Source organism: Bradyrhizobium sp. PMVTL-01 (assembly GCF_051861855.1).
GTDB lineage: Bacteria > Pseudomonadota > Alphaproteobacteria > Rhizobiales > Xanthobacteraceae > Bradyrhizobium.
In genome coordinates, this window is record NZ_CP193983.1 from 429,065 (window position 1) to 449,386 (window position 20,322).

Here is a 20,322-nt window from a genome sequence, read left to right on the forward strand (position 1 = left end):
AACGGCAATCCAAAAGAAGGCCCCAGCTCGCCCGGAGGGTAGCGAGTTGGGGCTTAGTCGGCAACAGCGTCTTGCGGAAGGAGGCACGCAAGACGGATCGTTGAACTGACCGCAGAGGCTCTGGTTCCTAACAGCGATGGCGTCATCGGCCGAGCCGCCGCTCAACCTTCTTGCGGCTGCTGCCCACCTTCTTGACCGCCTTCTTCACTGCGGAGCAGTCGCTCATTAAATTCAGGACACTGTATCTTTTTGGACTGCGGAAGTGAATCCCGAGCGGGAGGATGCCAGCGGCGCGCGCCGCATTTAGTCTGGTGCGTCGGGCGGTCTCGGTGCGTCTCCAGCCCCAGAGATGCCCGGGGCCGTTCGTACCGCGCAATATCCGCGGCGCACTCCTCAACGTAACACCGAAATGAAACTGCCTATCTTGGACTCCGGTCAGTGGAGTTCTCGCGTATGGCCTCGCCGTCCGTCATTCCGAACGATGATGCGAAACGTTCGGCGAGCCCATTGTCAGCTCCTCGTCATACATCCGTTTGATCCTCTGACGCATCACGCCGTAACACTCACAAGCAACATGCTCGAGCCGCGTCCGGTGGACCTCCAACACGCCGCGTCGCTCCGATATGATGCAGCCGATTTCCCGAAGTTTACGCATCGTTAGAGTAACGGTCGTTCGCCGCACCCCGATAAGTTGTGCGAGCGCCTCTTGCGTTAATCGAATCTCCCCGTTCGCGACACGATCATGAATCTCAAGCAACCATCGAGCCATACGGCACTCCGCCGAGTGCACAGCGTTGCAGGCGGCCACATTCTGAAGCTGCAGCAATTGAGTGCGGAGATGGAGGCGCAGAACACGCTTAATGGCGCCGCTTTGCTCAAAAGCTTGTTGCAATCGTAAAACAGGGACCTGGAGCGCAGCACCGGCCACATAGGCAGTTGCTGTGACGGGCGAGTGCGAGGGACTAAGAACAGAGAGAGCCCCGACCGCGCCTTCCGAGCCCATGAGAGTGGACGCCACAATGTGTCCGTCCGACATCTCAACCAGGAACGCTAAGATCCCGCTAATAGGAAAATAGGCCTGTTTGAGTTCATCACCGGTTCGCACCAACACAGCGTGAGACTCGAACGATATCTTCTGAATGTGAGGCTCAAGCAGGTTGAGATCCGCTGGGGGCAAAGCCGCTAAAAGTCCATTCCCGAGGCTAGTCTGGAGCGCCATCGCGGAAGCCCCTAGAGCAGGCAGAAGCACCCAGAGCCTCAAACCAGTATCCGAGGGCATGTTCCAAACTTTCTCGATAACCCCACGGCGCGACGCAGTCGGCCACCGCTTCCGCCGTGCAGCGGTGCCTTTGGTGTTAGTGCTCCTTAATTGGCCAACTCGGACGAGCCTTCTAGATGCGGTAATGGGCCCGGCTCCGGAGCAAGGGGTCATGATGGTGGCTGTCCCCCGATAGATGATGAAACGGGGTCGCGACTTGAGTCGGCGCCAAGCATCTGGAGACGGAGGACATCCGTGGAGAATTATGCCGGAATCGACGTGTCATTGGAACTGTCGAGCGTGTGTGTTGTGGACGCCCAGGGTAAGATCCTGAAGGAAGCGAAGGTCGCAAGCGAACCCGACGCCTTAAGGTCGCCTTGGCACGCATGCTCGCAGTGATCCTGCATCGGATCTGGGTCATTGGCACGACTTACCGATGGGCCGAAGCGGGCTCAATCGCAGCATAGAAGACGTGGAGGAGATCGAGAAAGCAACCAGGATGAACTGAAGCCCAGCGCCCGAAGTCCCGTCGCCGGGACGGTGGATGCGGTGAAGCCGTTACACGCGCAGTGGCCGTCGTCCGACGAACCACGCGTATCTAGATAGGCTCACCGCTCCCTCTGACCGCATGGATGTGGCGGCCAGGCGTGGCGCGTACTCATAAATCGAGGCGGCTCGCGTCACGTGCGTTCGATTTCCGCTGTGCCCCCGACAGCCGGCGCAAAGGCGGGCGTCGCCGGAGGTTCGAGTCGGGCCAACAAGGGACATGGACCGGAACGGACCAGTTGCCTTACAGGGTATTCTTGAATATCCGCCCATCCTTCATGATAACCTTGAAGTTCTTCGCAGGGTCGGCGATCAGGTCGATATTCTCGAGCGGATTGCCGTCGACCAGCAGCAGATCGGCAAACGCACCCTGCTCCACGACGCCGAGCCTTCCTGGATACGGACTGCGCTTGCCGGACAATGCCAGCAGGTCGGCGTTGGTCCCGGTCGCCATCGCGAGCGCTTCGGCAGGCGTGTACCAGCGCACGAGCGATGCCAGGATGGCTCCCTGTTTCTGCGCCAGCGCCTGCGAGAACAACACGTCGGTGCCCCACGCCACCTTGATCTTGTATTTCTTCGCCAGCTCATAGGTGCGAGCGATGCCCGGCCAGACCTCGTCGGCCTTGGCACGCTGGACCGAGCCTTCCGAAAAGCCTTCTCTCAACGCCTCCGGAAGGGGCTGCAGACTGAGCCATATGCCCTTGTCGGCAATCAGCTTGGCAGTAGCCTCGTCCATCAGAAAGCCGTGCTCGATACATTTCACGCCAGCCGCAATGCTGCGCTGGATGGCCGCCGACGTGAATGCGTGCACGGTTACGTAAGTGCCCCAGTTCTCGGCGGCTTCTACGGCCGCCCGAAGTTCCGGCTCGGTGAACGTGGAGGCATCGATTGGACTGAACGGCGAGGACACTCCGCCGCCGCCCGTCAGTTTGATTTGGGAGGCACCCTGCATGAGTTGCTCGCGGACGCGGACGCGAACCTCGTCGGGGCTGTCGGCGACCATGCTGCCGCCGATCTGCTCCATGCGGCTCAGCATGCCGCCGACCGTCCGCGGCAGTTCAGACAACTGCCGAAAATCCCCGTGTCCGCCGGTCACCGTGATAAAGGCTCCCGAAGGATAAATACGCGGTCCTGGGACGAGGCCGGAGTCGATGGCCGCCTTCAGTCCGAACACGGGACCGCCGACGTCGCGGACCGTGGTGAAGCCGCGCATCAGCGTGTCTGTCGCCTCGACCCCCGCCTCGATATTATTGTATCCGATATTACCGACGATCGCCCCAGCAGGACCGGGGCGTATCAGCATCGCATGCCAGTGCGCGTCGATCAGACCGGGCATCAGCGTTCGTCCGTTTCCGGCAATGACGGTCACGCCCTGCTCTGGGGCGATCGGCTCCGTCGAAATCCGCTGGATAATATTGCCTTTGATCAGCACATTGGACGGCGCGGAGAGTGAACCACCTTTGCCATCGAAGATTCGCACATTTTGGAACAACGACGCAGCGGCATTGGCTGGCGGACTGACTTGCGCGCGAGTGGCGGACGCAAGCCCAACGGCTACAAACGTGAGCGTGGCGACGAAAAACCTTTGGGATACCAAGTTCATTTGGCTTGCCCTCCCAAGTGAATATTCCGGAGCCTTCACAACTTCCGTGAGCATACCAGCTCGGCAGGACGGTTCAATGGGGCCGGGGCATAGACGTGGGCAGGTGATTTCACACCTGGAAATGCTCAGTGCGGCTGTAAACAGCGCCGCATTGACAGGTCCGATGACGAGTTTCTGGCATGCGTCCTTATGCGTCAGAAAAACAAATGGTCGAATGACCTCTAACCATGAAATCGCGCGGCCGTACTCGTAGCGCCGGGTAACGGTCCCTATTGCTGACTGATGCGGACTGCGGCGCGTTCCCACGTTCACGCCGGCAAAGTGATCGCTGACAAGCCGAGCGGATGGCGAGCTATTCTACCTTTTTGATTTTCTTTTCGAGGTGCCCGTTTTTGTGATCGTGAACCAGCTGGCTTAGCCATGTCCAGAGCGGTGGCTCAGTCCGGGCCAGGTCGTCGGCTCTGAGCCAGCCGCTTTGGCCTGGCAGCAAGCTGCCGGACCGCGTTTTGTCGTAGTGGGCCATTAGAAAAGGGCCTGCCCGAGGAGGCTCGAATCATGCGCTACGAACTCACGGACGATGAGCCCCCACGTCTAGCCGCCTCAGGGCGGCATTTTCTTTTTTATTACGCCCCCGAAGGGCTTTGGGGCGCTTCGCAGAACCGACGTCACGGCGATTGAGATACCCGACCTAAGGGCCATGTGTGGACGATTACAGGCATGGCGTAACGTCGCTCATGCTCGTGGCGAGTAATCTCGCTAAGACCGGTCCGGAGTGTCGGAACGAAGACAAAACTGCGGGGTTCATCCTCGACAATCGGAAGTGATCCGATGCTTCTTGTCCGACATGAGCACGGCAGGCGGACGATGTCCGCCGGAACCTTTCTGATCGCCGTGCTGGTCATCTGCGCCGCGGTGCTCGCGACCAGCCGCGAGAGTTGACGTGTTCACGTGGGGCTCGCTTGCCTCCGATGGCGTCACGCCATGATCGCGCGAACCATCGAGATTTTCGCGGGTGTCGTTCTGGTCGTTCTTGCTCTGCGCGACGTGTTCGATACGGTCGTGGTTCCTGGCGAGAGCAGAGGCGCGTTGCGCGTTGCGCGCAGGCTCCTCGTGATAGCGGTTCCGATCTGGAAATCGGCACGTCGCGGCAAGAGTGCGGTTTCGACCAGTTTCGCACCCGCGATTTTGATGGGCTCCTTTTTCATCTGGATGAGTCTGCTCTTGCTGGGCTTCGGTCTGGTGGCACATGCTTTGAGGGACTGGTTCTCTCCGTCTCCCGATTTCCAGCAGGCACTGTTCATCGCCGGAAGCGCCCTATGTACGGTGGGGCTGAGCGGCATCGAGGCGCACGGACCCGCGCGCTGGGCTCTTGTTTCTGCGGGCTTCTCGGGCCTGTCGGTCCTCACCATGGCGGTGACGTACCTGCTCGAGGTGCAGGAGGGCATCTCTCGTCGCGACGCTGGGATTCTGAAGCTTACGACGGCCGCAGGCGAGCCGCCGTCTGCGCTGGGGCTGCTGGAACGTTACGCGGGCCTGGACTCTCCCGATGAAATCAGGCGCGTTCTCTATGGCGGGCGCGACTGGTGCGCATCCGTGCTGCAAAGCCATGCTTCGCACCCTTCCCTGATCTACTTCAGGTCGGCCTCGGTAGGCTCCGGATGGCCCGCGACCCTCGGCGCAATGATGGACCTCGCGCTCATTTTCGAACTGCTCGTCGATGATCCAAGCAGCCGGGCGCCCGCCGTCCTTCTTCGCAGCGAAGGACTGCGGCTCATCGACGAATTGAACCGCGTGATCGGCCTCGATCCGCTGGTTGACGATACGACAGGAACGTCCGTGGCGCAGCTCTGCGCCCGGCTGGCTGTCGCAGGCTACAAGCTGCAACCGTCGATCGACGTGCTGGCGTTTGCGGATCAGCGCCGTAGGCATGGAGTGTGCGTGCGAGCCGCTGCGGAACATCTTGGTACGGCGGCGGCGCCGTTGCTACCCTGATCGCCTGACCGCGCTATGCGGCCGTTAGCCGCCCGGTGGATCTATTCCGATATCCGGCAACCCAGAGCCTGCTGCTCCCTCACGATCGCGATCGATCGTCCTCCAGCGCGCGCGCCAGATAGGGCGCCGTGCGGCTCAATTCATGCTGCGCGATCTCGGTCGGCAGCCCCGCTGCGACGACCTGCCCTCCTTCATCGCCCGCACCCGGCCCGATATCGATCACCCAATCGCTTGCAGCCACGACGCTCATGTCGTGCTCCACGACGATGACAGTGCTGCCGGCGTCTACCAACCCGTTCAGCTGAACAGTCAGCCTCTCGACATCCGAGGGATGCAGGCCGGTGGTCGGCTCGTCCAGGACATAGACAGTTCCCGTTCGCTGGGTGCGCTGGAGCTCCGTGGCGAGTTTGACCCTTTGTGCCTCGCCGCCGGACAGCTCCGTTGCCGGCTGGCCGAGACGGATATATCCGAGCCCGACTTGCCCGATCACGTCGAGCGACCTCGCAATGTGGACGTCGTCCACGAAAAACGCATGGGCCTCATCGACGGTCATTCCGAGAACGTCCGCGATCGACTTGCCGTTGAGCTTGATCTTCAGCGTCTCCGGATTGTACCGCGAACCCTGGCACTCCGGACACGGTGCATAGACGCTGGGCAGGAACAGCAATTCAACGCAGACAAATCCTTCTCCCTGGCAGTTCGGACAACGTCCTTTCGGAAGGTTGAAAGAGAATCGGCTGGCATCGAAGCGGTGCCGGCGCGCATCTTTCGTCTGCGCGAACAGCTTTCGTACCTCGTCGAAAAGTCCGGTGTAGGTCGCCAAATTGGACCGAGGAGTCCTTCCGATCGGCTTCTGGTCCACCACGACGAACCGCTTCAGCCGATCAAGCCCTTCGGTGATGATGCCGCCCGAAGTGACAACCGGCGCGCGCTCAAGGATGTCTTCGCCGACCTCGTCAGATGCGCGGGCCTGCCCAAAGTGGCTGCTCAGCGCCTCCACGAGGAACTGGCTGACAAGGCTGGACTTGCCCGACCCGGATACGCCAGTGACGGTCGTCAGCAAACCCAGTGGGAAGGCGACATCGATCCCCCTGAGATTGTTGCGCGTGACGCCGCTCAGCTTGAGCCATCCCTGCGGATTGCGATGGTTTTGCCGTGGCGAAGAGGCCCGCCCGAACAGGTATCTTGCGGTGTGCGACGTCTCGACGGATTTCAATCCGTCGACGGGGCCGCTGTAAAGAATATTGCCGCCGTGCCGACCGGCGTCGGGCCCAACGTCGACGACCCAGTCGGCATGTCGCACCACGTCCAATTCATGCTCGACGACAAAGAGCGAGTTTCCGCCTGCCTTTAACTTGTCGAGGGCCCGGAGCAGCGCTTCCGTGTCAGAGGGATGAAGGCCGGCAGATGGTTCATCGAGCACATAGACGACCCCAAAGAGGTTTGAGCGGACCTGCGTCGCCAGACGCAGACGCTGGAGTTCGCCCGGTGACAAAGTCGGCGTACTGCGTTCGAGGGTAAGGTAACCGAGACCGAGGTCGAGGAGCACGCCAAGTCGTGCGCTCAGATCTTGCGCGATCCGCTGCACGACGATCGTCTTCTCGGGGTGAGCGTCCTGCCGGCCAGCTCGTCCGTCGCAATATGGCCGCATCAGCACCGCCAATTGCTTCAACGGAACCCGACCCATCTCGGCAATATCCATTCCAGCAAACTTGACCGAGAGAGCCTCGGCTTTGAGACGCTTGCCGTGGCAAAGCGGACATTCAGCGCTCAACATGAATTGCGAGACGCGCTTCTTCATCATCGCGCTGGTCGTATTGGCGAACGTCTCCATCACGTAGCGGCGGGCGCCGGTGAAAGTGCCTTGATAGCTCGGCTCCTCCTTGCGCCGGAGCGCACTCCGAACTTCCTTGGCGTCGTAACCGGCGTAGACCGGCACCGTGGGCTGCTCGTCCGTGAACAGAATCCAGTCACGGTCCTTTTTCGGAAGCTCGCGCCACGGCCTGTCCACGTCGTAGCCAAGTGTCGTCAGGATATCACGCAGGTTCTGGCCGTGCCATGCGGTTGGCCACGCCGCGACGGCGCGCTCGCGAATGGTGAGGGTATCGTCCGGCACCATCGAGCGTTCGGTTACGTCGTAGACGCGTCCGAGGCCATGGCACTTGGGGCAGGCCCCTTCCGCCGAATTGGGCGAGAACGACTCGGCATAAAGCAGAGGTTGCGATTTCGGATAGTCGCCGGCGCGCGAATAGAGCATGCGAAGCAGGTTCGACAGCGTCGTGACGCTGCCGACGCTGGATCTGGTGGTCGGCGATCCCCGCTGCTGCTGCAGTGCCACCGCTGGCGGCAGCCCCTCGACCTCGTCAACCTCAGGCACCGCCATCTGGTGAAACAGGCGACGGGCGTAGGGCGACACCGATTCCAGGTAGCGCCGTTGCGCCTCGGCATATAGCGTCCCGAATGCCAGAGATGATTTCCCGGAGCCGGATACGCCGGTGAACACGACCAGCGCGTCCCGGGGAATGTCGACGTCAATATTCTTCAGATTGTGCTCGCGCGCACCACGCACCCTAACAAGTCCCGGAGCCGATTGCTCCGCGCGCTCCTTCAGCTCGTAAACCTTCTCGTCCATGCTCGCAGCCGCCGCTGTCCTGATGAGGACAACAACTGCGTCAAAGGCCCAACGATCCCGAGAAACGAGCCGTGGTCATTTGGAACTTTCCATACTGAGACCCTAGCCGGCCCTACAGAAAGGCCATAAGCAGACCGGAAAGGAAAATGATGGCGCCGACGACGGCAATCCCAAGACAGATGCGCGCTTGGCGAGAATAAGGCTCGATTCGTGGCTCGGGGATCACGCAATCGACACCGCTATTGGAGGCCGGGCGTTCTCAGCCACTCGCTTATGTGCAAGCCCTGTTCGAATTGGCGGGCTCTGCGCAGAAAGGTCTCCGGTCGGTACCTGGAAGAGCCTTCTCGGCCTTCTCGCGCAGTGGCTCGGCCTCCGCCGCAAGGCGCTCATCTAACGATCGCGATTGCTTGAAGCGACGCCGCTTGGGCATAGCGCTCTCCCGAAGAGTTGGCTCCGACGCCGAAGCGCCGGAGCCAACGTTGGCCTCGGTACTCCCGGCTCACCGGGATCACACCGGAAACCACCTGAATGGTGCGCGGTCTGGGCTCATGCGTCAGTGACGATCGTCAATCGCCGGGACTGCGAAGAATTGAACATCCGTCGCACTGCCTCAAGGACAGAGTATCCACGGAGCCGATAGTTTGTCCGCAATGGGTCAAAATGCCGAGAACTCTGATTGTCCGCTTTGCCGCGACAACCGACCCGCCGTGAGACCTTGGTCGGAGACTGGGTCGCCATACCGTTCACATCGGTTGCGGCTTCTGCAAGAACTGCGAACGCGGCTTGACGGAGAGATTCGATGATGGGGCGGCGGAAGGGCGAGCAGGGTCATCTGTTCTATGCGTTCGACCTCGAGGCCGTAGTGCCGGACGACCATCAGGTTCGGCAAATTGCGGCAGTTCTCGATCTGTCGTGGGTGCGCGTCGAGCTTGCGCCGCATTACTCCAACACTGGCCGACCATCGGTCGATCCGGAGCTGATGATCCGGATGCTCATCCTTGGCTACGTTATTCGCGATCCGCTCGGAGCGCGCACTATGCCGCGAGGTTCAGCTCAATCTCGCCTATCGCTGGTTCTGCGGCCTTGGCATAGAAGACAGGATCCCGGATCACTCGGCATTCACGCGCGCCCGCAACGAGAGATTTCGCGATCATGATGTCGGTCACGTCTTCGAGCGCGTCGTCGCTTCGTGCATCCAGGCTGGCCTTGTCGGCGGCAATGGTTTCGCCGTCGATGCCAGCTTGATGCGGACGCCAATAAGTGTCGCTCGACGCCGGGCGATAAATGGAGCCACGACATCGACCCGATGGGGGCTAGGAGCGCCGTTCAGGACTATCTCGCCAATCTCGACGATCCAGCATGGGGTCGTGCCACCGACGTCGTGCCGAAGTTTGTCGCGCCGTCCGACCCAGCCGCGCAGTGGACTGGCGCACTGCGCAACGCCGCGTTCTTCGCCTACGCCGACAATTACCTCATCGACATCAAGTTCGGTATTATCATGGATGTCGAAGCGTCCCAGGCGATCCGCCAATCCGAGGTTGGCGCATCCCAAACGATGATCGAAAGGGGACTGAGAAGACGTTCGGCATCAAACCCGACTGGCTCGTCGCGGATACGGCCTACGGCGCGGCCCAAAATCTCCACTTCCTGGTCGATGTGAAGGGGATCGCGCCCCACATCCCGGTGATCGACAAGTCACAGCGCGACGACGGCACGTTCAGCCGCGACGCAGCGGCAAGATCCTGCCGCGCTCAAGTGGAGCACGCGGACCACGCGGAGATGACGCTATCTCGTATTTCTCGCGCGTCGCCGATTGCCGCGACTGCCCGCTCAAATCCAAGTGCTGTCCAAACTCGCCGAGCCGGAAGATCACACGCCACGTGCACGAGGCAGCGCGCGATGTCGCCCGGGCTATCGCCAAGACGCCTGCCTACGATCAGGCCCGACGAGATCGCAAGAAGGTTGAGATGCTGTTTGCGCACCTCAAGCGGATCCTGCGGCTCGACCGCCTAAGACTGCGTGGACCGGCCGGCGCGCGGTTCGAATTTACGCTTGCAGCAATAGCTCAGAACCTTCGTCGCTTTGCCAAGCTGGCGCTCCATCCACCCAACACGGCCGCACTATGCGTTGCGTAAGTGCGTCCGTCGCGTTGTTGCGTCAGGCATCAGTGCCCGGCCGTCTCCGCAGCCCATGCCGGGCAGGCGGCCAAAAGATCGCGAGCCCAAATTTTTCAGATCTTAGCCCCGGCTGAGAGCGTCGATCCTACCGACTTCTGCATCAAAATCGGCCAACAGGCGACGTCGCAGCTTGGCCCGATATGAAAGAGGCCGCCAACCGAGGCGGCCTCGGTTTGCAGAGTTCCTGCTAACTGCCTAGCTTGCTCGGCGGCGCGGCGAGCGTCGATCGCGTCGAGGACGGCGAGTTGATCCCTGTTCAACCGAGGCTATGGCATAGTCGATCGCGAAGCCGGCGTCTTCTTCCACAAGCGTTGCGCGCTCCTCGGCAAGGTTGGCCTTGATATCATGCTCTGCTTGCAGCGCGTACGGCTTCGATAAGGCTCTTAGCGAGGCACGCAGATAATCCTAACCCGCTCGCTGACATCGAGGTCCCGTCCGATCTGGCTGCCCGCCAGATAGGCCTGCGCATGCATGAAGCATGTCGCGGGATTGCCGAACTCCGCCGGCATACGCATCACAGTGCTCGCGTTGTTAAGCGTGCAGTCCCGAGGTTCGACTACGGCTGCAGCCGAGCAAATGAGTACCAACGCCGTCAGCACCACCAACCTCGCATCTATTTGACTGCCAGGCCAACAGTTGTCGGCTTTGCTGCGGTCGCCTTTGCCATTGTGCCGGGGCGTGGCTTTAAGACCGTTATCTGATGGGGAGACGCGGGCATGCCGCCGAACATAAGCGCCGGAGTGAACGCCTGCTCCTGAACACCTGTCCCGCCGACCACGGCAACCTGGTGCGGTGTGATCAAAAAGCCCTTTAGTTCAAAAGTAGGAGGTTCTGCTTGGGCCGCGCTGGTCACATCGACGAGAGCGGTTATGGTAGCTAACAAGATTACGATTTTCATGGCTGTCTTCCTCAGTTGGCTTAAAAACAAGAGATCACCCTTTGCCGTTGCGCCCCGGACCCTTTGTTGCGTTGCAGCTAGTTGCGTTGCAGCTTCTAACTCTGGGGTTTTCGGTGGCTCAGGGCAGCGCGCCCTCCGATTGTCAACGTAGCGCACGTCCGTGGTGAGACAGGGCGAAAAGGGACGATAAATGACGAAATCAGGCGCTTTGCCCCTGCCTTGAGGCGCTGCTAAGATGAATAGTGGGAGGCATGGTCATGGCCTGCCTGCGGCTGAACGGATATACGCTCGATTTGGATCGGGCGCAGTTATTTGACCGGCACGGCCAGGCCGTTGAGCTGCGGCCTCAGGCTCTGGCAGTCTTGCTCGAATTGGGGCGCCGTCCCGGAGAGCTGGTTACAAAACTCGATCTAACTGCGCGAGTGTGGCCGGGCGTTTCGGTCACCGACGACTCGCTCGTGCAATGCGTGGTCGAGATCCGGCGCGCGCTCGGCGACAGCCGTCAGCAAGTCGTGCGGACGATGCCACGACGTGGTTACCTTCTGATCGTCGACGCGGCCGACACGGCGCCGCGCGATGTGCGAAGGTTCTATCGCTGGGCCGCTGCCGTTGCGACGGTGGCAGTCGCGATCGTGCTGGTTTGGCAACTTCTATTGCTCGTCGCCGGCTCCAGGCCCCCCAAGGTACACAACAAGATGGCAGCTGACGTTGCCGTACTACCCCTGCGCGTACTCAACGCCTCTCAGGAAGGCAGTCCGGACGGCAACGGATTAGCCTACATGATTGCTTCCGAACTCGCGCGCAACCCCGACCTACACATCGTCTCAACCCTCGCCACAGATGAGCTTAGCGGCAAGAACCTGTCGCCGGTACAGATCGGCGCGATGACCCACGCTCGCTACCTCGTGGATGGCAGCGCGGAGAGACGCGGCGACCGGCTGCACCTCAACGTGCAACTGATCGATTCTGGCAACAGTCACATCGTCTGGAGCGGTCGGTTCAAGCCCCTGGCGCAAGATCTGCCCGACGTGACTGAGGCGTTGATCTCGCGTATCAGCGCCTCACTAGGTGCAACCGTGCGCGAGTCGGACCGGGCGGTGCTACGGAACCGCGCGCCAGCGTCACTTGATGTGCACGCGCGCGTGCTGCGCGCGATTGCGTTGTCTATGGCGGCGAGTCCCGATGGCCTCCGACAGGCACGGCAGGAACTCGAACTGGTGGTCCGCCTTGACCCGAACTACGCCCCCGCATGGGCCTGCCTGGGAGTGGTGAAGAAAAAGCTGATTTTTGGCCATCACGATCCTGGCCTCAGCCGTCAGGACTTGCTGCAGGCGATCGCCGACGTCAAGCACGCGATTGCGCTGGACCCGCTGCGTGCCACCTCGTGGAGCTCGCTTTCCTTAACAATCGAGGCGGGCCAGACCCCTGAGTCAGCTGAGTCAGCAGTGAGCGCGGCCGAACGGGCGATTGAGCTCGGCCCAGGCGATCCGGACAACTGGGTCGTTCTCGCCATTGCATTGCACAATGCCGGTCGAACCCAAGCAGCGATAGAAGCCTTTGAGAAGGCGATCTCCTGGAGCCCGCTACGACCACCACAATACGCGAGCGTGGCGGCAAGGCTGCGCTATTCCGTGCAGGATTACGAGAATGCGGTTCGTTTTGCCCGTGAATGTATGGATCGAACACCAGCGATGGGCTTCTGCAAGGCGATCTGGCTGTCGTCACTGATTCGGACCGGTCATGCCGTCGAGGCGGAGGCGGAGTGGCCCGCTTTGGTTGCGGCCGCACCCTCTTTGCAGACGTATCAGATGACGCCGCGGAATACGCCGATGGCTCTATCGGTTGATGAGGACCTCGACAGACTTCGCACGAAAAACACCCGGGCAATGGCCCAGTAAAGCTCCAGGCGGATGAACTTGATGTGATCTACTCCAACTCGGCTTTCGGCCTTCGAGGTCGTTCCAATTCGAGTCATCCGCGTCGCTTTGCCATTTAAAGCCGGTGTCCGCTCATCCGGAAAATCGGGAACCACTCCCTGTGAGTTCGGCCGAACCTCGTCGCCCAGGCAGCCGCTGTCGCCTTGGGGGCATTTTCGCCCCTCCTAGAAATCCTTCAATCGGCAAGCCTGATTGGGGCGCAGTCTCAATTCTGCGATCCGCTCTCGCGTCAAAAAGCGCCTAGACAACTTTGCCGTTGCGCCCGCTGACAATTGCTTCCGCACCGCTTACGGCAACGATGTGAACGCCGCCCGCGGGCCTCTTGCTGAGTGTCGGCATGTCCCATGGTTCCGCCAAGTGCTCCGGCGACCGTTGAGCGAGATCAACTATTCCGCAAAGAGTGATTAGACGGGACCCGGAGAGGGTTTGTCCGGGTCCCTGACATCCCGGAACAGACGCCATCCCTCTGAGGCCGCTCGGAATGCTAGCCCTATGAGATTCAACGAAATGGCTGAACCGAAAATGAACGCGGCGGCCACTGTCAATTCAAACTCAGGGCACTCAGGTCGGAAACAGGCCAGCGCCGCCACGCCAATGGGAACAGCCCGTGAACTCGGACTGTTTCGGGAATGTGATTGCCCGATGGCCAGGAAGCCCGCTGTGGGTCAAAACGCGAAGAACTCACAGCGAGCACAATTGGTCTGCTTCACCCCTGGGACTCGACGTACAGTAGGCGGCCCTGGGGCTATAGCGGGACGCCGCGCATTTTTTTCGCCGGCACATGGACCCACTCAGTTGGTGGGCGCAGCTATCAGTCGTACGCGGCGCTCCTCGGTCCCGAAATCCGGCGCATGCGCAATCCAGTTGTCTTCATCGCGCGATGCCCGGCATGATAGCGAGCATCGGTAGTGTTGCACCATTTTGGCAAAGACCGAGAGCTTGCCGCGGCCGAATGCCGCAAACTAACGCATGCTATGCTGCGAAGACCGGGATAACGTTTCTTTGCTGTAGTTAAAAATCGGCTGGCCGCCAATCAGAGAGTCGATAGGGCCAATGCAGCAGATTGCGGACTGGCTCAACACGCTAGGCTTGGGGCAATACGCGCAGCGCTTTGCCGAGCACGACATCGATCCGAGCGTTTTGCGTGATCTCACCGACCGAGACCTCGAGAAAATCGGTGTCTCGCTCGGCCATCGCAGGAAGATATTGCGCGCGATTGCGGAGTTCGATGAGATCAGACTGAGACCTGCTCCTCGGATCGAGCCGGAGAGACGTCAGCTCACAGTGATGTTCGCTGATCTTGTTGGTTCGACCGCTCTCTCGACAAGGCTCGACCCTGAGGACTTGAGGGAAATCATTAGCGCGTACCACCGCTGCTGTGCCGAACAAATCGAGAAATTTGGCGGGTTCGTTGCCAGATTCATGGGCGACGGCGTACTCGCATATTTCGGTTACCCGCGGGCGGATGAAGACGATGCTGAGCGCGCGGTATGCGCCGGGCTGGCATTGGTCGCAGCCGTGCAAGGGCTCGATGCCGGTCCGGAGGTAACATTGCGAGTGCGAGTTGGCATTGCCACCGGTCTGGTGATCATAGGAGAGGGCGCGTCGCAGGAGCACGAAGTCGTCGGTGAGACCCCAAATCTGGCCTCGCGGCTTCAGGCGCTGGCCGAGCCACAGACGGTGGTCATCGACGGTAACACCCGCCGCCTCGTCGGTGGACTCTTCGAGTACGTCGCTCTCGGGAGCGTGTCCATCACAGGCTTCACCGCCCCGGTGCCGGTCTGGCGAGTGATCGGTGCCAGCGCGATCGATAGCCGCTTCGAGGCCTTGCGCATCGTGAGGACGCCCCTGCTCGGCCGCGATGAGGAGATCGAGCTGTTGATGCACCGATGGCAGCAGATAAAATGCGGCGATGGCGCGGTCGTGCTGATATCGGGTGAGGCAGGCATCGGCAAGTCGCGCCTCGCCGAGACCGTGGCGGAGCGACTGAGCGATGATCCACATATCCGCTTGCGCCGTTTCTGCTCGCCGCACCACCAGGACAGCGCGCTTTTCCCGACCATCTCGCAGCTCGAACGGGCAGCGGGATTCCGGCGAGACGATACGCACCAGCAACGATTGGACAAGCTCGAGGCGTTGCTCGCGGAGGCAAACGCCGACCTCAGCCAGGCCGTCCCTGTGATCGCGGACTTGCTATCCGTGCCGATCGGTAATCGCTATCCACCGCTCAGCCTCACCCCGCGGAAGCGCAAGGAGGAGACGCTTAGGGTCCTACTGGCCCAGCTCGAGGGACTGGCGGGGCGCCGCCCCGTGCTGATGGTGTTCGAGGATGTGCACTGGATCGACCCCACCTCGCTCGACTTGTTGAACCTCATCGTCGAGCGGGTTGCAACCCTCCGGGTCTTGATGATCATCACTTTCCGGCCAGAGTTCGCGCCGGCGTGGATTGGACGCTCGCACGTGACATTGATCAGCCTCAATCGTTTGCCGCGTCGACAGCGCGCCGAGATGATCATGCGGGTGACCGGCGGCAAGGCGTTGCCCCAGGAGATCGCCGAACACATCATCGATCGGACCGATGGCGTACCGCTGTTCATCGAGGAATTGACCAAGGCAGTGATCGAGAGTGGCATGCTGACCGAGGCTGGCGACCGCTTTGATGCGAGAGGGCCAGTGCCTCCGCTTGCCATCCCTACCTCGCTCCAAGGCTCGCTCCTGGCACGGCTCGATCGCCTGGCACCCGTGCGCGAGGTGGCGCAGATTGGAGCGGCACTCGGCCGGTCGTTCTCGCATGAGCTGATCAGCGCCGTCGCGGCCATGCCGCAGCAGAAGCTAGACGGGGCCTTGGCGCAGCTCGTACACGCCGAGTTGGTCTTCCAGCGGGGCACCCTGCCCGGTGCAGAGTACACCTTCAAGCACGCGCTCGTGCAGGACGCAGCCTATAGCACATTGCTGCGCGGTCGACGACGACAGATTCACGCCCGTATTGCGACGACGCTTGAGAGCCAGTTTCCTGAAATTGTAGCCTCTCAGCCCGAACTCGTGGCCCACCATTGTTCCGAGGCCGGTTTCAACGAGAAGGCGGTCGGCTACCGGCTCAAGTCCGGCCAGCAGGCGGTCGCACGATCGGCGATGACCGAAGCTGTGTCGCAGTTGCAGAGGGGACTGGAATTGCTAGCGAACATGCCCGAGGAGTCCCGGCCCGTGAAGCACGAGCTCGACCTGCAGATCGCTCTCGGCCGAGCCCTGATGGCAACCCGTGGGTATTCGGCGCCGGCGGTGGCCGACACCCTCGCCAGGGCACGAGCGCTCGCTGAGCGGTTCGATCGAACGGATTGTCTCGCTCCGCTGCTCTATTCCCAATGGGGTTTCCATATGGTTCGGGCCGAGCACGAGCTGGCGGTGTCCCTTGCCGAACAGTTGGAGAAATTAGGCGAGACGAGAAAAGATCAAGTCACTTTGCTGCTGGGTCACTATATTCACGGCGCGAGTTGCTATTTTCGCGGGGAGTTTGTGACAGCGCGCGCCCTTCTCGAGCGGTGTGATGGCTTGAGAGATCCGACCGCTCGTGCGACTTGCGCTGCGATCGCGGTGGCCGATCCGCACGCGGCGAGCCTCGGACACTTGGCGCTGACACTGGCGCTCCTAGGCCAGATCGATCAGGGATGTGCGCGCGCGGACGAGGCATTGATGGAAGCCCGCCGGCTCGACCATCCGTTCACGGTGGCCTTTGTGCTGAGCAAGGTGTGTGCGGTGGAGGCGGCCGCCGGCTTGCTGCATGACGCAGGGCGGCATGCCGAGGAGCTCGCGGCCCTTTCGAACGAGCACGGTTTTCCGCTCTGGTTGGGCGTCGGACTTCTTCAGCATGGTCGTTCATTGACGGCACTTGGACAGGTGCATGACGGCCTCGCGCTGCTCGCGAGGGGACTCTCGGTGCTTCGTACTGCCGGAGCCGTCGTGCACACGCCGCGCGCGCTCTGCTTTCTCGCCGAGGCTCACGTCAAGGTCGGGCATTTGCAGGAGGGGGAGAATTGCCTCGTCGAGGCCGCACAACTGATCGAGACGACCAGCGAGCGGTGCGGTGAGGTCGAGCTGCATCGACTTCGAGGCGACATGATGAATGCCCGAGGCGACCAAGTTGCTACGGAGCAGAATTATCACCGGGCGCTCGCGGTGGCCGAGCGCCAGAGCGCGAAGACGTTTGGGCTTCGCGCTGCGACCAGCCTCGCCCGCCTGTGGCGCAACCAGGGCAAGTGCACGGAAGCTCGCGACCTCCTCGCGCTGGTGTACGGCTCGTTCACCGAAGGCTTCCACCTGCCTGTCCTGCGGGACGCTAAGGCGTCGCTCGACCAGCTCGCCTGATGCAGCTCACGCGCTTGGGTAGCGGGATAGGTGCTGGTCTCCTGCACTCCGAGGCTTGACGCACTTCGGTCGATCATCTCATCAAGTGTCATCTGCAGCTCGGCGTCGCCGACGCGCAGAGCGATGGTGGGATGCGATTGCCATCGCATGCGCCCCGGGCCGTCGGAATGTCCGCAGAGGTCAAAAGCGCCGTTTTGACCAGCGGTCGGGTGCTTCCGGTTTACCCCCGACTCCGGACATCTCGCCGCGACGCACTAACGGAAGCGATGGGCCATTGCACATAAGCAGACCCGTGGCAGCGACCGGGGGCGCGCGCAATTTTTGCCGATCCTAGTTGCCCAGTCAGCTTGATTTAGCCCGGGAACCGCGCATGCTGTTGTTGATGGAGGGGGCCATGTTGAACAATCGCTGGGGCATTCTCACCGTTCTGTTCGTTGTGCGTGCCACCATGGCCGTACAGTTTGCGAGCCTTGGTGCAGTGGCGCCGTTGCTCTCAAGCGAACTTGGATTCAGCATTGCTGACGTCGGCATCCTGATCGGCCTTTACCACGCCCCCGGAATTGCACTGGCACTGCCTGGTGGCGCCATCGGTCAGGGGTTCGGCGACAAGGCAACCGTACTCGGCGCGCTTGCCCTCATGCTCGCCGGTGGCGTGATGATGGCATCGGCGCCGTCGTGGCCGTTGCAGATCACAGGCCGACTTGTGGCCGGCGCTGGTGCCGCGATGATGAGCGTCATGCTGACGAAGATGTTGACGGATTGGTTCGCCGGAAAGGAAACCGCAACCGCAATGGCGATCTTTATTAATTCCTGGCCGATTGGGATTGCCCTGTCGCTGTTGCTGCTGCCGCTGCTCGGCACACGCCTTCGCGTCAGCGCTGTGCACCTCGGCGTAGCCGCCTTCATCGGCAGCAGTATGCTGCTGCTCGGGATCTGCTACCGCGCGCCACCGGATACTGTGCAGTCCCAACCAGCAAGTCAGTACCTCGGCCGTGGCGTCGTCGTGGCGCTCGTCACGGCCGGACTGATCTGGGGCTTCTTCAACATTGGATTCGCAATGATTTTTAGCTTCGGACCATCGATGCTAGTCGAGCACGGATGGTCGATTGCGGCCGCAGGTTCGGCCATCAGCATAGTTTTATGGATCTCGGCCGTAACCGTTCCCTTTGGAGGCTTCCTTGCTGACCGATTTCGGCGTCCGCAGCAAATTATCGTAGTCAGCTGTGTTGCCTTCGGTGCACTGTTACTAGCACTGCCGCGCAGCGGCGCAGTGATAGCGACCGTCATGGCCCTTGGCGCTACTGCCGGGCTGCCAGCAGGTCCGATCATGAGTCTTCCGGCGAAGGTGCTGCAGCCGGGACCACGCGCGATTGGCATGGGTCTCTTCTTTACCGTCTTCTATGTCTGTATGATGCTCGGCCCCGCCGCTGCCGGCGCAATCGGCAAATGGACGGGCAGCGCAACGTCTGCTCTTGATTTCGGCGCTGCGATGATCCTCGCCTGCCCGCTGCTTCTTTGGCTTGGCAATCGCATTCCGGCGTTCACAACCAAGCCTGGGTGACGCCAGAACATCGGTAAGTTGCGCATTGTCCGCGCTGGGTCATTCTCGACCGAGTCGGCTGGCTTTGCCTGCCAGTTGATGTCCGCGTTACTCCGAGTGCGGCTGAAGTGCTGCATTGCCACGAAATGACGCGATAGGCCCGTCGGGCCGCACCCGCTCTTGCGCCAGCGCCATCTGAACGCCAGCGCGCGCCTCCTCAACGAGAGCGACCAGTTTGGCCGTTCTCCGAACCTCGGCCAGCTTGACCAGCCGTGGGGAACTTCGTGAGAACTTGGCCACGAGAGCGCAAGCCCAGTAAAACCTGCTGCAGGCTAGAACCAACGCTGCCAAGATCAGGGCAACGATGCGGGTTGTCCGGATGGAGTCTCGTCGTCCCGGCTCGGGAACGGTTGAGACAGTCGCACCGGAACAGGGAAGTCCAGAGGGGACAGCATCTTCAGGCTTTCGGATGAAAGCACGTTCGCGCCACCGTCCGACCAATGCCGTCGGTGACTTCGGCCTGCCATGCCGCATTCCTCCCATCCTTTCCATCGCGGTCTCTATGCCCGATCAAAAAAAGAATAGCGAAGCGCAAGAGCCCAAGCCGTCCCGGCTGGAGGAAGCGCGGCGGATCATTGAGGAGTACGCCGTCGATACTCCGGGAGTTGCTAGGCCGCGTTTGGAAACTCCGGTCGGAACCAGTGGGAATGTTCTAACCGGCCACCAGCGCTCGCGCCCATGCACTTTCATCGGGAAGACGGCGACGTCCACGGTCCGCGTGCGCTCGCCCTTGCGTTTGCGGTGCTTGAAGCTGCCCAACGCGCGCTTTGCGATGACGCCCATCACGCCCGCCTCCTCGTAGGCTTCGAGCGCGGCCGTGCGATGTGGCGACGTATTGCGGATCAGTGAGCCCTTTGGGACGCTCCACCTGCGCTTGCGTCTGGTCGTGATCAGCATCACGCGGAGCTCGGAATTGTCCAGACGAAACGGCAAAGCGGCGAACTGTTTGTTTCCCATCGGGGTTTGATGGTCTAGGGAATCACGCACAGCCGTGAGACCGCTGAGTGAATTTTGCCGCAGCCTGGGAACGAATGTGCACTTTGTACTTAAGCCAATAGCTCCACTGGGGACGTGGAACTATGGGGAAGTGCAGTGCCGACCTCTGAATATTATTTGAAGCAAGCCGAAATCGCATCAAGATTGGCATTGGCAGAACTGGACCCGGAGAAAGCCCGGGCGATGCACATTATGGCGCTAGACCCTTTCGATAAAGCGCAAAAGGCTCAGGTCAAAGACACGCCCATCCTGCCGGGGAGTCACGCGCCCTATCATCGAACGGCAGTAAGGCACCTTCAGCCCTCACGCCTTTGCTATCCC

At 61.3% G+C, this 20,322-nt stretch carries 10 protein-coding genes and 2 pseudogenes; 6 read left to right on the forward strand and 6 right to left on the reverse strand.

All coding sequences use genetic code 11. The annotated features are described in order from the left end of the window. Window positions 1-142: 142 nt before the first annotated feature. Window positions 143-376 carry a DUF3606 domain-containing protein gene (locus ACRQ5Q_RS42965; RefSeq protein WP_439400314.1) on the reverse strand — a complete coding sequence of 78 codons (234 nt, stop codon included), beginning with the start codon at window positions 374-376 and terminating at the stop codon, window positions 143-145. 93 nt (window positions 377-469) lie between these two features. Further along, window positions 470-1,219, reverse strand: a complete 750-nt coding sequence (locus ACRQ5Q_RS42970; RefSeq protein WP_439400315.1) for a Crp/Fnr family transcriptional regulator — start codon at window positions 1,217-1,219, stop codon at window positions 470-472. A gap of 294 nt (window positions 1,220-1,513) precedes the next feature. On the opposite strand from ACRQ5Q_RS42970, the pseudogene ACRQ5Q_RS42975 reads away from it, so the two are divergent. Continuing rightward, a pseudogene (locus tag ACRQ5Q_RS42975) lies at window positions 1,514-1,627 on the forward strand (IS110 family transposase); the annotation flags it as partial. A 421-nt stretch (window positions 1,628-2,048) separates the two neighbouring features. Here the strand turns inward: ACRQ5Q_RS42975 and ACRQ5Q_RS42980 are convergent. Further along, window positions 2,049-3,407, reverse strand: a complete 1,359-nt coding sequence (locus ACRQ5Q_RS42980) for an amidohydrolase family protein (RefSeq protein ID WP_439400316.1) — start codon at window positions 3,405-3,407, stop codon at window positions 2,049-2,051. Window positions 3,408-4,388: 981 nt separating this feature from the next. On the opposite strand from ACRQ5Q_RS42980, the gene ACRQ5Q_RS42985 reads away from it, so the two are divergent. Further along, a complete protein-coding gene (locus tag ACRQ5Q_RS42985) occupies window positions 4,389-5,399 on the forward strand; it encodes a hypothetical protein (RefSeq protein WP_439400317.1) in 1,011 nt (336 codons plus the stop codon). A gap of 79 nt (window positions 5,400-5,478) precedes the next feature. Here the strand turns inward: ACRQ5Q_RS42985 and ACRQ5Q_RS42990 are convergent, their stop codons facing one another. Continuing rightward, a complete protein-coding gene (locus tag ACRQ5Q_RS42990; protein ID WP_439400318.1) occupies window positions 5,479-8,031 on the reverse strand; it encodes an excinuclease ABC subunit A in 2,553 nt (850 codons plus the stop codon). 799 nt (window positions 8,032-8,830) lie between these two features. Between ACRQ5Q_RS42990 and ACRQ5Q_RS42995 the strand changes: the two are divergent. Then, a pseudogene (locus ACRQ5Q_RS42995) lies at window positions 8,831-10,166 on the forward strand (transposase). A gap of 655 nt (window positions 10,167-10,821) precedes the next feature. On the opposite strand, the gene ACRQ5Q_RS43000 reads toward ACRQ5Q_RS42995, so the two are convergent. Next, complete coding sequence (locus ACRQ5Q_RS43000; RefSeq protein ID WP_439400319.1) at window positions 10,822-11,106, reverse strand: hypothetical protein; 285 nt, start codon at window positions 11,104-11,106, stop codon at window positions 10,822-10,824. 257 nt (window positions 11,107-11,363) lie between these two features. On the opposite strand from ACRQ5Q_RS43000, the gene ACRQ5Q_RS43005 reads away from it, so the two are divergent. The 3 genes from ACRQ5Q_RS43005 to ACRQ5Q_RS43015 all read left to right on the forward strand — a co-directional run bounded on the left by ACRQ5Q_RS43005 (window position 11,364) and on the right by ACRQ5Q_RS43015 (window position 18,966). Beyond that, the gene (locus ACRQ5Q_RS43005) at window positions 11,364-13,004 is read left to right on the forward strand and encodes a winged helix-turn-helix domain-containing protein (protein ID WP_439400320.1); all 1,641 of its coding nucleotides are present in this window, start codon (window positions 11,364-11,366) and stop codon (window positions 13,002-13,004) included. 1,092 nt (window positions 13,005-14,096) lie between these two features. Further along, on the forward strand, window positions 14,097-17,405 hold the full coding sequence (locus ACRQ5Q_RS43010; RefSeq protein ID WP_439400321.1) for an AAA family ATPase: 3,309 nt from the start codon (window positions 14,097-14,099) through the stop codon (window positions 17,403-17,405). Between the two features lie 370 nt (window positions 17,406-17,775). Continuing rightward, window positions 17,776-18,966 carry an MFS transporter gene (locus ACRQ5Q_RS43015; RefSeq protein WP_439400322.1) on the forward strand — a complete coding sequence of 397 codons (1,191 nt, stop codon included), beginning with the start codon at window positions 17,776-17,778 and terminating at the stop codon, window positions 18,964-18,966. Window positions 18,967-19,515: 549 nt separating this feature from the next. Here the strand turns inward: ACRQ5Q_RS43015 and ACRQ5Q_RS43020 are convergent. Continuing rightward, on the reverse strand, window positions 19,516-19,962 hold the full coding sequence (locus ACRQ5Q_RS43020; protein WP_439400323.1) for an NUDIX hydrolase: 447 nt from the start codon (window positions 19,960-19,962) through the stop codon (window positions 19,516-19,518). Between the last annotated feature and the right edge of the window lie 360 nt (window positions 19,963-20,322).

Excerpts from the sequence above, each read along its gene's own strand:
- ACRQ5Q_RS42980 (WP_439400316.1), bottom strand. The coding sequence starts at position 3,407 with ATGAACTTGGTATCCCAAAGGTTTTTCGTCGCCACGCTCACGTTTGTA.
- ACRQ5Q_RS42990 (WP_439400318.1), bottom strand. The coding sequence starts at position 8,031 with ATGGACGAGAAGGTTTACGAGCTGAAGGAGCGCGCGGAGCAATCGGCT.
- ACRQ5Q_RS43000 (WP_439400319.1), bottom strand. The coding sequence starts at position 11,106 with ATGAAAATCGTAATCTTGTTAGCTACCATAACCGCTCTCGTCGATGTG.
- ACRQ5Q_RS43005 (WP_439400320.1), top strand. The coding sequence starts at position 11,364 with ATGGCCTGCCTGCGGCTGAACGGATATACGCTCGATTTGGATCGGGCG.
- ACRQ5Q_RS42985 (WP_439400317.1), top strand. The coding sequence starts at position 4,389 with ATGATCGCGCGAACCATCGAGATTTTCGCGGGTGTCGTTCTGGTCGTT.
- ACRQ5Q_RS43010 (WP_439400321.1), top strand. The coding sequence starts at position 14,097 with ATGCAGCAGATTGCGGACTGGCTCAACACGCTAGGCTTGGGGCAATAC.
- ACRQ5Q_RS43020 (WP_439400323.1), bottom strand. The coding sequence starts at position 19,962 with ATGGGAAACAAACAGTTCGCCGCTTTGCCGTTTCGTCTGGACAATTCC.
- ACRQ5Q_RS42970 (WP_439400315.1), bottom strand. The coding sequence starts at position 1,219 with ATGGCGCTCCAGACTAGCCTCGGGAATGGACTTTTAGCGGCTTTGCCC.
- ACRQ5Q_RS43015 (WP_439400322.1), top strand. The coding sequence starts at position 17,776 with ATGCTGTTGTTGATGGAGGGGGCCATGTTGAACAATCGCTGGGGCATT.